We start from the raw sequence: 11,210 nt of genomic DNA, 5'->3' as shown, positions 1-11,210 counted from the left end.
CAAAGTCCCGATACGCCCCGCCCGCCCCCAAGCCTTCAGGTCCGCCACCCCCCGGAGAGTCCGATGATCCCCCGCTACACCCGCCCCGAAATGTCCCGCATCTGGGAGCCGGAGAACCGGTTCCGCATCTGGTTCGAGATCGAGGCGCACGCCTGCGACGCGCAGGCGGAGCTGGGGGTCATCCCGAAGGAGGCCGCCGCCGCCGTGTGGGAGCGCGGCAAGTGGGAGATCGACCGCATCGACGAGATCGAGCGGGAGACCCGCCACGATGTCATCGCCTTCCTGACCAACCTCGCCGAACATGTCGGGCCGGAGGCGCGCTTCGTCCACCAAGGCATGACCTCGTCGGACGTGCTGGACACCTGCCTCGCCGTGCAGATGACCCAGGCCGCCGACCTGCTGCTCGACGACATGGACAAGCTGCTGGCCGTGCTGAAGCGCCGCGCCTACGAACACAAGGATACCGTCACCATCGGGCGCAGCCACGGCATCCACGCCGAGCCGACGACCTTCGGCCTGAAGCTGGCCGGCCATTACGCCGCCTTCGCCCGCGGGCGGGAGCGTCTGGTCCAGGCGCGCGCCGACATTGCCACCTGCGCCATCTCGGGCGCGGTCGGCACCTTCGCCAACATCGACCCGCGGGTCGAGCAGCACGTCGCCGCCAAGATGGGGCTGACGCCGGAGCCGGTGTCCACCCAGGTCATTCCGCGCGACCGCCACGCCTTCTACTTCTCGGTTCTGGGCGTCATCGCCTCGTCGATCGAGAATCTGGCCGTGGAGATCCGCCACCTGCAGCGCACCGAGGTGCGCGAGGCGGAGGAGTATTTCCATCCGGGCCAGAAGGGCTCCTCGGCGATGCCGCACAAGCGCAACCCGGTGCTGTCGGAGAACCTGACGGGTCTGGCGCGCATCGTCCGCGCCGCCGTCGTCCCGGCGCTGGAGAACGTCGCCCTGTGGCACGAGCGCGACATCTCCCACAGCTCGGTCGAGCGCATGTTCGGCCCCGACGCCACGGTGACGCTGGACTTCGCGCTGGCCCGCCTGACCGGCATGATGGACAAGCTGGTGGTCTATCCGGAGCGCATGCAGAAGAACCTGGACGACCTGGGCGGCCTGGTCTTCTCGCAGCGCGTCCTGCTGGCCCTGACCCAGGCCGGGATGAGCCGCGAGGACAGCTACAAGGCGGTGCAGCGCAACGCCATGCAGGTGTGGGAAAAGGGCGGCAACTTCCTGGACCTGCTGTCGTCGGACGCCGACGTCGTGAAGCACATCTCCCGCGAGACGCTGGCCCCGATGTTCGACATGACCTACCACACGAAGAACGTCGACACGGTGTTCAAGCGCGTGTTCGGCGAGTGAGGGTTCGGGGGGTTCGATGATCCTCGGGGCCCCCACCCCTCCCGCTTCGCGGGCCCCTTCCCTCCCCCGCTTCGCAGGGGAGGGACTTCAATCCCCTCCCCTGCGAAGCGGGGGAGGGTCAGGGTGGGGGCAAGCCCCTTACTCCGCGTGCACCTGCTGGCGGGCGACGTCCAGAAGCAGGGCCAGCTCCTTCTCCACCCGGTGGTCGGAGATGTCCACGCCCTTGGCGTGCAGGTCGGCGGCCAGACGGTCGCGGATGTCGTGCGGTCCGGTGGCGCCGATGTCGGCGTCGATGATCTGGCGGACGTAGGCGTCGGCCTCGCCCCCGGTCAGGCCCAGCAGGCTTGCCGCCCAGAGTCCCGCCAGCCGGTCGCGGCGCGCGCGAATCCTGAAGAGCAGGTCCTGGTCGTGCTGGAACTTGTTCTCGAAGGCCCTCTCGCGCTCGTCGAAGGTCGTCATGGGACCCGGCTCCTTGGATTGGTTTTGCGCTCCCAGATACAAGACTATATAGCCGGTGGATCGGGCGTCGTCATCGCCCCTACCCACCGGCCAATCGACGAATCCGGCGTGCGGCGACATACCCAAGAGGGAAGCGGAAGGCAAGATTCCCCATGTGCAGCGTGATCCTCCTGCGACGACCGGACGCAACATGGCCCCTCATCCTGGGCGCCAACCGCGACGAAATGGCCGGACGGCCCTGGCAGGCGCCGGCGCGCCATTGGCCCGACCGCCCCAACGTCGTCGCCGGGCTGGACGAGCTGGCCGGCGGCTCCTGGCTGGGCATGAACGACGAGGGTGTCGTTGCCGCCGTGCTGAACCGCATGGGCACGCTGGGGCCGGAGGCCGGCAAGCGCTCCCGCGGCGAACTGGTGCTCGACGCGCTGGATTTCGCCGATGCGGCGGAGGCGGCGGAGGCCATGGCGCAGCTCGACACGCGGGCCTATCGCCCCTTCAACCTGCTGATCGCCGACAACCGCGACGCCCGGCTGCTGGTTCATCGCGGCCCCTCCCCGCGCAACCGTCCGGAGGTGATCGAGATCCCCGACGGCGTGCACATGGTCACCGCCAGCGACCTGGACGACGTGGCGGAGGACCCGCGGCAGGCCCAGTACCTCCCCCTCTTCCAGCACGCAGCACCGCCCGACCCGGAGCGGGGCGAGGCCGGCGACCGGTGGGGCGGCTGGCCGGAATTGCTGGCGAGCCGAATCTGGGACGACGGCGGGCGGGGCGAGCGCGGGGCGATGAACTTCCTGCTGCCGACCGGATTCGGCACGGTGTCGAGCGCGCTGATCGCCCTGCCCTCCGTGGAGCGCCCGGACCTCGACCCGGTCTGGCACTTCGCCCCCGGCCGGCCGCACGAAGCGCCGTGGCAGCCCGTCTCCTTCGGGTAGGGAACGGTGGCGGACCCCGCGCATTGTGTTCCCAGGGCCAGCTTGCTATATCACTCGTGCATATCCCCTGGACCGGTCACCCATCGGCCCGGGCTACACGTTTTTGGACGATCTCTCATGACACGACGTCGGCGCATCTACGAAGGCAAGGCGAAGGTCCTGTTCGAAGGTCCGGAGCCGGGCACGCTGGTGCAGTACTTCAAGGACGACGCGACCGCCTTCAACAACCAGAAGAAGGGCATCATCACCGGCAAGGGGGTGCTGAACAACCGCATCTCCGAATACCTGATGAGCCGTTTGTCGGAAATCGGCGTGCCGACGCACTTCGTGCGCCGCCTGAACATGCGCGAGCAGCTGGTTCGCGAGGTCGAGATCATCCCCATCGAGCTGGTCGTGCGCAACACCGCCGCCGGCTCGCTGTCCAAGCGCTTCGGCATCCCCGAGGGGACCCCGCTGCCGCGCTCGATCATCGAGTATTATTACAAGTCCGACGAGCTGAACAATCCCATGGTCACCGAGGAGCACATCACGGCCTTCGGCTGGGCGGCTCCGCAGGACCTCGACGACATGGTGGCGCTGTCGCTCCGCGTGAACGACTACCTGTCGGGCCTCTTCCTCGGCATCGGCCTGCGGCTGGTGGACTTCAAGCTGGAGTTCGGCCGGCTGTGGGAGAACGAGGAGATGCGCATCGTCCTGGCCGACGAGATCAGCCCCGACAACTGCCGCCTGTGGGACATCAAGACCAACGAGAAGCTGGACAAGGACCGTTTCCGCCAGGATCTCGGTCAGGTCGAGGAGGCCTACCAGGAGGTCGCCCGGCGCCTCGGCATCCTGCCCGAAGGCGGCCCGGTGGACGTCAAGGGTCCCAAGACGGTCCAGTAATCAGTTTTTTCCCCACCCCATCAGCACCATCAAGCGAGCGGACATCCGATGAAGGCGAAGGTTCACGTCACCCTCAAGCGCGGCGTTCTCGACCCCCAGGGCAAGGCCATCGCGCACGCGCTGCACACGCTGGGCTTCGACGGCGTCGAGGACGTCCGCGCCGGCAAGGTCATCGAGCTTCAGCTCAAGAGCACCGACGAGGCCGCCGCCCGCAAGGAGGTCGAGGCCATGTGCACCAAGCTGCTGGCCAACACCGTGATCGAAGACTACGCGATCGAGCTGGTGGCCTGAGGCCGTCCTCGCTCAATCCTGCCTGTCGGAAAATGGGGGATGCGCAACCGCTGCGCATCCCCCATTTTCGTTCGGCCATGTCCATCGACCATCTCTCCGCGCTCGATCCCATCTTCGCCGAGTCCCTGCGCGTCGGCGGCCCGACGGTGCGCGACTTCCGCCGCCCGGACGGCTTTTCCGGCCTGCTCTGCCTGATCATCGAGCAGCAGCTCTCCACCACGGTCGCCGCGGCGCTGTGGGCCAAGCTCCAGGCCATGGTCGGGGCGGTGACGCCCGACGCCATCCTGGCCCTGCCGGACGAGGATCTGCGGGCCTGCGGCCTGTCGCGCCAGAAGATCGGCTACGCCCGCGGGCTGGCCCGGACCGTCGCGGACGGCCAACTCGATTTCGACGCCATTCACCGGATGGACGACGAGGAGGCCATCGCCGCCCTGATCGCGCTGAAGGGCATCGGGCGCTGGACCGCCGAGATCTACCTGATGATGGCGCTCGGCCGGCCGGACATCTGGCCGGTGGGCGATCTGGCCATCCAGCTGGGCGTGCAGCGGCTGAAGGGCTGGGCGGACAAGCCGACCCAGGCGCAGCTTCTGGCCGTCGCCGAGCCCTGGCGCCCGCACCGCAGCCTCGCCGCCCAGCTCGTCTGGCACCATTACGTGGCCCTGCAGGAGCAGGCCAGAGCCTCGAAGCCGCCCAAAGGGAAGAAGACACCGTGACCGAGACCACCATCACCGCCGTTCTCGTCGGCAAGGTCGCCGCCTTCGGCCCGCCGGGGCGGACCAGCGCCATCGCCAAGTCCCCGGTGGACGGCCCGCGCGCGGTCGGCCCCGAAGGCTTCCTGGACGACGAGCAGGCCGACCGCCGCGTCCATGGCGGGCCGGACAAGGCCATCCACCATTACCCGCTGGACCACCACCCGGCGTGGCGGGACGAGCTGGGCGGGGACGTGCCGCTGCTCGGCCAGCCCGGCGCCTTCGGCGAGAACCTCGCCACGCTGGGCCTGACCGAGGCCGACGTCTGCGTCGGCGACCGCTTCCGCGCCGGCACCGCCCTGCTGGAGGTCGCCCAGGCCCGCCAGCCCTGCTGGAAGCTCAACCACCGCTTCGCCGTGCCCGACATGGCCAAGCGCGTCCAGACCACCGGGCGCACCGGCTGGTACTATCGCGTGCCGGAACCCGGCCGGATCGGTCCCGGCGACCGGCTGACCCTGGTCGAGCGGCCCTACCCGCACTGGACGCTCGCCCGGCTGCTGCACGTCCTCTACGTGGACACGCAGAATCGTGACGCCCTGGCGGAGATGGCCGCGCTGCCGGTGCTGGCCCAGACGTGGCGGACGCTGGCCGAACGCCGGCTGACCCAGGGCGTCGAGGACTGGACCAAGCGCCTGAACGGCGGCGACTGACCGACGCCGTTCGAGGATCAGCGGCGGGCGGTCGCCCACAGCACCCCCGCCGCGCCCACCGCCACCAGCGCCAGGACGGCGGACAGCAGAAGCGCCGCCGCCTCCCCCGCCCGCTCGATGATGACCGCGTAGCCCATCGGCGCCAGCGCGGCCGCGTAGAAGCTCGGCACCAGCAGCCGCCCGACCGTCCGGCCGTAGCTCTGCGGATCGAACAGCACCAGCGGCAGCGTGCCGCGCACGATCGTCGCCAGCCCGGCCCCCGCCCCGAACAGCAGGGAGAAGGCGACCCCGGCGGCCAGCGTCTCGCCGCTCCACAAGCCGATCAGGAAGCCGGGCAGCGGCAGGCCGCAGGCGATCAGCGCCAGGGAGGCGGGATGCAGGCGGCCGCCGGACAGCACCTCGCACAGCCGGGCCGAGGACTGGCCGACGCCGCGCACCGTGGAAATCCACACCGCCGCCGCGGGCGCCGCCCCCAGCCCGACCAGGATGCCGATCATGTGCGCCGACATCGCCGAGGTCAGCACCCCGACCGCCGTGGTCATCACCATGTAGAACACAGGCGCCACCCAGCGCCGCCGCCGCGGGTCCGCGGGTCCGGCGGGCTCCGTCCCGGCCGGCACCGGCGGGCGCACGTAGCGGTCGGACGGGATGGCCGCGTGCAGAGGGATCGTCAGAAGCGCGATGACGGCGTAGGCGACCAGGGCGCCGCGCCAGCCCCAGGCGTCGGCCATCGCCTGCCCCACCGGCCACAGCACGGTGGAGGCCAGCCCGCCCAGCAGGGTGATCTGCGAGATCGGCACCCGCGCCAGCGGGCCGCCCAGCCGGGCCAGGGCGGCGAAGGCCGCTTCGTACAGGCTCGCCCGCATCGCCAGCCCGAGCACCAGCCAGGAGGCGTAATAGCTCACCAGCCCGGTGGAGGAGGCCAGCCCCAGGCAGCCCGCCGCCGTCAGCAGCGAGCCGATGACCATCACCGGGCGCCCGCCCCAGCGGTCGATGGCCCGCCCGACGCTGCCCGACACCACCCCCATGACCAGCAGCGCCGCCGTGAAGCCGCCGAAGGCCACCGGCAGGCTGAAGCCCAGGTCGGCGGCCATGGGATTCCCGAAGATGGCGATCAGGTAATAGGAAATCCCCCAGCACAGCAGCTGCGAGACGCCAAGGAACCAGACCAGCCGGCGGGTGATGTGCGACATGACGGACCAGGGGACCACGGAAAGCGGCAGGCACCCTAGCCAGCCGGTCGGACACCGACAAACGACTTGTCTTCCGTCGACCGGTGAGAAAAACTCAACGGATGCCGTCCCGCCTTCCTCCGCTGAACGCCCTGCGGGCCTTCGTCGCCGCCGCCCGCCATTCCAGCTTCCGCCTCGCCGCGGAGGAGTTGAACGTCACCCCCGGCGCGGTCAGCCGGCAGATCCGCAGCCTGGAACTCTTCCTCGGCATCCCTTTGTTCGACCGCAGCCAGCGGCAGGTCCGGCTGACCGAGGCCGGGGCGCGCTACTTCACCCGCATCGCCGACCTGTTCACCGAGATCCAGCAGGCGACCGACACGCTGCTCGACGGCGACGGGCGGCGGACGCTGCGGGTGGACTGCATCCCGACCTTCGCCATGCACTGGCTGCTGCCGCGCCTGCCCTTGTTCCAGCAGCGCTTCCCGGAGCTGGCGGTGTCGCTGTCCACCGCCCCCGGCCCGATCGACATCGGCCGTCCCTTCGACTACGCCATCCGCCGCGACCCCGCCCATTTCGCCGGGCTGAAGCCGCTGCCCCTGATGCGCGAGCATTGCGTGCCGGTGTGCAGCCCGTCCCTGCCGGGGCTGGAGACGCTGCGCAGCCCCGCCGACCTGACCCGGCGGACGGTCATCACCATCCGCGCCCGCGCCGACCTGCTGCCGGCCTGGAGCACGGCCCACGGGCTGGAACTGGACGCCTTCCGCAACCGGATGGAGGTCGACCACACCTACTTCGCCATCCAGGCGGCGGAGGACGGGCTGGGCGTCGCCATCGTGCCGCGGCTGTTCGTGGAACGCCCGCTGGAAACCGGCCGGCTGACCGCCCCGCTGGGGGCCGAGGGAGTGGTGTCCGGCCATTACTACCTGCTGGAAAGCCGCCAGCGCGGCCACACCGAGGCGCCGGCCTTCCCCGACTGGCTGCGCGAACAGGCCATGACGTCCGGCAATCCCTCTCCCGCCCCGGGAGAGGGTGCCCGCGCAGCGGGCGGGTGAGGGTCCTGCGAAGGTCGATGCGCCCGCCCGTTGCCGGACCCTCACCCTCCCGCCGCAAGCGGCGGGCCCCTCCCTCTCCCGGGGCGGGAGAGGGGTTTCCCTTTGCGGAACGGGTCCTCGCCCTTGCTTTGGCGGGGCGGGGCCTTTAGTGTCCGGCCTCGAACCGTTCCCCCCACGACGCCGGATTTTCCAAGCCCCATGAAGGCCGCCGTCATCGTTTTCCCCGGCTCCAACCGCGAACGCGACGCCGTCGCCGCGCTGGAGGCCGCCAGCGGAACCAAGCCGCATCTGGTCTGGCACCGCGACACCGAACTGCCCAAGGTCGATCTCATCCTCGTGCCGGGCGGCTTCTCCTATGGCGACTATCTGCGCTCCGGCGCCATGGCGGCGCACTCGCCGATCATGCGCGAGGTCAAGGCGCGGGCCGATCAGGGCGTGCGGGTGCTCGGCATCTGCAACGGCTTCCAGATCATCACCGAGGCGGGGCTGCTGCCCGGCGCGCTGATGCGCAACGCCAAGCTGAAGTTCATCTGCCGCACCGTGCATCTGCGGGTGGAGAACACGGACAGCCCCTTCACGGCCAAGTACCGCAAGGGCCAGATCGTCCGTTATCCCGTGGCGCACGGCGACGGCAACTACTGGACCGACGCGGAAATGGTGAAGCGGCTGGACGGCGAGGGCCAGGTGGCCTTCCGCTACGTCAGCGACGAGGGCCGCGACGATCCGCTGTGGAATCCGAACGGTTCGCTGGACGGCATCGCCGGCATTTTCAACGCCAAGCGCACCGTGCTCGGCCTGATGCCGCACCCCGAGGACGCGGTGTCCGCCTTCCATGGCAACACCGACGGCAAGCCCATGTTCGATGGTCTGGTGGAGGCCCTGTCGTGACCACCGCGCAGCAGCCCGCAGTCTCCCTGGAAATGGCCCGCGAGTTCGGCCTGTCCGAAGGGGAATACAACAACGCCCTGGAGATCCTGGGGCGCCAGCCGACCTACACGGAGCTGGGCATCATCTCGGTGATGTGGTCGGAGCATTGCTCCTACAAGTCGTCGAAGAAGTGGCTGATGACGCTGCCGACCACCGGCCCGCAGGTCATCTGCGGCCCCGGCGAGAACGCCGGCGTGGTCGATGCCGGCGACGGCGACGCCATCATCTTCAAGATGGAGAGCCACAACCACCCGTCCTACATCGAGCCCTTCCAGGGTGCGGCGACGGGCGTGGGCGGCATCCTGCGCGACGTGTTCACCATGGGCGCCCGGCCCATCGCCAACATGAACGCGCTGCGCTTCGGCGCGCCCGAGCATCCCAAGACCCGCCATCTGGTGTCGGGCGTGGTGGCCGGCATCGCCCATTACGGCAACTGCGTCGGCGTGCCGACGATCGGCGGCGAGACCAACTTCCACCCGGCCTACAACGGCAACATCCTGGTCAACGCGATGACCGTGGGCGTGGCCAAGGCCGACCGGATCTTCTATTCGGCGGCTGCCGGCATCGGCAACCCGGTGGTCTATGTCGGCTCCAAGACGGGCCGCGACGGCATCCACGGCGCCACCATGGCGTCGGCCGAGTTCAGCGAGGATTCGGAGGAGAAGCGCCCGACCGTGCAGGTCGGCGACCCCTTCACCGAGAAGCTGCTGATCGAGGCCTGCCTGGAGCTGATGGAGACGGACGCCATCGTCGCCATCCAGGACATGGGCGCCGCCGGTCTCACCTCCTCGTCGGTCGAGATGGCCGGCAAGGGCGGGCTCGGCATCGAGCTGGTGCTCGACGACGTGCCGATGCGCGAGGAGGGGATGACCCCCTACGAGATCATGCTCTCCGAAAGCCAGGAGCGCATGCTGATCATCCTGAAGCCCGGCCGCGAGGAGGTCGCCAAGGCGATCTTCGACAAGTGGGAGCTGGACTTCGCCGTGATCGGCACGCTGACCGACACCGGCAAGCTGGTCATCAAGATGCACGGCCAGACCTGGTGCGACATGCCGATCGCGCCGGTGTCCAACGCCTCGCCGCTCTACGACCGCCCGTGGGAGCCGACCCCGGCCGCCGCGGAGCTGGAGGACGCCGTGCGCGCCCTGCCGGCCGACAAGTCGCTGGGCGACGTCCTGGAAAAAATCATGTCCTGCCCCGATCAGGCGTCCAAGCGCTGGATCTGGGAGCAGTATGACAGCCTCGTGAACGGCGACACCCGCTTCATGTCCGGTCAGGCCGACGCGGGCGTGGTGCGGCTGCCCGGCCAGAGCAAGGGCATCGCGGTCACCACCGACTGCACCCCGCGCTATTGCCTCGCCGACCCGGTGCGCGGCGGCGCCCAGGCGGTGGCCGAGGCCTACCGCAACCTGTCCGCCGTCGGCGCCCTGCCGCTGGCCGTCACCGACAACATGAACTTCGGCAACCCCGAGAAGCCGCGGATCATGGGTCAGTTCGTCGGCGCCATCCAGGGCATGGCCGACGCCTGCCGCGCGCTGGACTTCCCGGTCGTGTCGGGCAACGTGTCGCTCTACAACGAGACCAACGGCGAGGCGATCCTGCCGACCCCGGCCATCGGCGCCGTCGGCCTGCTGCCGGACGCCATGATCGCCGTCGGCATCGCCTTCAGGAACGAGGGCGACACCATCCTGCTCGTCGGCGAGGGCACCGGCCATCTCGGCCAGTCGCTCTACCTGCGGGAGATCCTGGGCCGCGAGGAGGGTCCGCCGCCGCCGGTCGATCTGGCGGTGGAGCGCCGCAACGGCGAATTCGTCCGCGGCCTGATCGCCGAGGGTCTGGTGGTGTCGAGCCACGACATCCAGGACGGCGGCCTGCTGGTCACCGTGGCCGAGATGGCCATGGCCGGCGGCATCGGCGCCAACCTGTCGGGCCTCGACGGCGCCGACGCCGGCACCCTGTTCGGCGAGGACCAGGGCCGCTATGTCCTGGCCGTCCGCGCCGACAAGGCTGCCGCGGTGCAGGAGAAGGCCAAGGCCGCCGGCGTGCCGGTGAGCGTGCTCGGCAAGACCAACGGCACGGCCCTGACCGGCCGCAGCGGCGAGGCGATCACCATCGCCCGCCTGAAGAAGGCCAACGAGGCCTGGCTGCCCGGCTACATGGCCGCCGCCGAGTAAGCGGACGCGGTTGAGGGCTTGAGGAACGGAAGGCCGGGCCGACGCCCGGCCTTTTCGTTTTAGAGCGTCGGTGTTGCCCCCACCCTTCCCACGGCTCACGCCGCGGGCCCCTTCCCTCCCCCGCTTCGCAGGAGAGGGAATTTGGTCCCCTCCCCTGCGTAAGCGGGGGAGGGCTAGGGAGGGGGCGAGTGCTTCGCACCGCGGAATGTCGTCGCTTCTCCGGTGACAAACCCCGCCGCTCCGCCTAATTATACGGGCAGCGCCCGCATGGGCAGGGTTTGACGGAACAGGATGACGGCCATGGCGATGGAAGCCGCGGTGATCGAGAAGCTCATCAGGGAAGGCATCCCGGACGCGACGGTGGAGATCGCCGACCTGCGCGGCGACGGCGACCATTACGCCGCGCTGGTGACCTCCGCCGCCTTCAAGGGCAAGTCGCGCGTGCAGCAGCACCAGATGGTCTACGCCGCCCTCCAGGGCCGGATGGGCGGGGAGCTGCACGCCCTGGCCCTGACCACCGCCGTGCCGGAAGGCGTGTAGGACGGCGTCCCCGCAAGACACCC

12 protein-coding genes are annotated in these 11,210 nt (G+C 69.9%); 10 read left to right on the top strand and 2 right to left on the bottom strand.

Annotated elements, in window-relative coordinates:
* Positions 1–63: 63 nt before the first annotated feature.
* Positions 64–1,359 (top strand): adenylosuccinate lyase, encoded by a 1,296-nt coding sequence (gene purB, locus DS837_RS08425; RefSeq protein ID WP_149164317.1) that lies wholly within the window; start codon positions 64–66, stop codon positions 1,357–1,359.
* A gap of 138 nt (positions 1,360–1,497) precedes the next feature.
* Here the strand turns inward: purB and DS837_RS08420 are convergent, their stop codons facing one another.
* A complete protein-coding gene (locus DS837_RS08420) occupies positions 1,498–1,818 on the bottom strand; it encodes a DUF1476 domain-containing protein (RefSeq protein WP_149164316.1) in 321 nt (106 codons plus the stop codon).
* A gap of 152 nt (positions 1,819–1,970) precedes the next feature.
* Here DS837_RS08420 and DS837_RS08415 point away from each other — a divergent pair, with 152 nt between their 5' ends.
* From DS837_RS08415 to DS837_RS08395, 5 genes are all read left to right on the top strand, one after another.
* Positions 1,971–2,750: an NRDE family protein gene (locus DS837_RS08415; RefSeq protein ID WP_149164315.1), complete on the top strand. Its 780-nt coding sequence runs from the start codon at positions 1,971–1,973 to the stop codon at positions 2,748–2,750.
* Positions 2,751–2,867: 117 nt separating this feature from the next.
* Positions 2,868–3,632 carry a phosphoribosylaminoimidazolesuccinocarboxamide synthase gene (gene purC, locus DS837_RS08410; RefSeq protein WP_014239519.1) on the top strand — a complete coding sequence of 255 codons (765 nt, stop codon included), beginning with the start codon at positions 2,868–2,870 and terminating at the stop codon, positions 3,630–3,632.
* A gap of 48 nt (positions 3,633–3,680) precedes the next feature.
* Positions 3,681–3,923 (top strand): phosphoribosylformylglycinamidine synthase subunit PurS, encoded by a 243-nt coding sequence (gene purS, locus DS837_RS08405; protein ID WP_038529315.1) that lies wholly within the window; start codon positions 3,681–3,683, stop codon positions 3,921–3,923.
* Positions 3,924–4,000: 77 nt separating this feature from the next.
* Positions 4,001–4,636 (top strand): DNA-3-methyladenine glycosylase family protein, encoded by a 636-nt coding sequence (locus DS837_RS08400; protein WP_149164314.1) that lies wholly within the window; start codon positions 4,001–4,003, stop codon positions 4,634–4,636.
* Complete coding sequence (locus tag DS837_RS08395; protein WP_149164313.1) at positions 4,633–5,322, top strand: MOSC domain-containing protein; 690 nt, start codon at positions 4,633–4,635, stop codon at positions 5,320–5,322. Before DS837_RS08400 ends, DS837_RS08395 begins: the two co-directional genes overlap by 4 nt.
* Before the next feature lie 17 nt (positions 5,323–5,339).
* Here the strand turns inward: DS837_RS08395 and DS837_RS08390 are convergent, their stop codons facing one another.
* Positions 5,340–6,515 carry an MFS transporter gene (locus DS837_RS08390; RefSeq protein ID WP_149164312.1) on the bottom strand — a complete coding sequence of 392 codons (1,176 nt, stop codon included), beginning with the start codon at positions 6,513–6,515 and terminating at the stop codon, positions 5,340–5,342.
* 101 nt (positions 6,516–6,616) lie between these two features.
* On the opposite strand from DS837_RS08390, the gene DS837_RS08385 reads away from it, so the two are divergent.
* From DS837_RS08385 to DS837_RS08370, 4 genes are all read left to right on the top strand, one after another.
* Positions 6,617–7,546, top strand: coding sequence for a LysR substrate-binding domain-containing protein (locus DS837_RS08385; RefSeq protein WP_149164311.1), 930 nt, complete (start codon positions 6,617–6,619; stop codon positions 7,544–7,546).
* 198 nt (positions 7,547–7,744) lie between these two features.
* Entirely contained in the window at positions 7,745–8,434 is a 690-nt protein-coding gene (purQ, locus tag DS837_RS08380; protein ID WP_149164310.1) for a phosphoribosylformylglycinamidine synthase subunit PurQ, read from the top strand.
* 32 nt (positions 8,435–8,466) lie between these two features.
* Positions 8,467–10,647: a phosphoribosylformylglycinamidine synthase subunit PurL gene (gene purL, locus DS837_RS08375; RefSeq protein ID WP_149164347.1), complete on the top strand. Its 2,181-nt coding sequence runs from the start codon at positions 8,467–8,469 to the stop codon at positions 10,645–10,647.
* 300 nt (positions 10,648–10,947) lie between these two features.
* Positions 10,948–11,187: a BolA family protein gene (locus tag DS837_RS08370; protein ID WP_035671673.1), complete on the top strand. Its 240-nt coding sequence runs from the start codon at positions 10,948–10,950 to the stop codon at positions 11,185–11,187.
* The last annotated feature ends 23 nt before the right edge of the window (positions 11,188–11,210 follow it).

Source organism: Azospirillum brasilense, assembly GCF_008365405.1.
In the GTDB taxonomy this organism is placed as follows: Bacteria; Pseudomonadota; Alphaproteobacteria; order Azospirillales; family Azospirillaceae; genus Azospirillum; species Azospirillum brasilense_D.
Note: the sequence above shows the minus strand (reverse complement) of the source record. Positions and strands in the feature narration are given on the sequence as shown.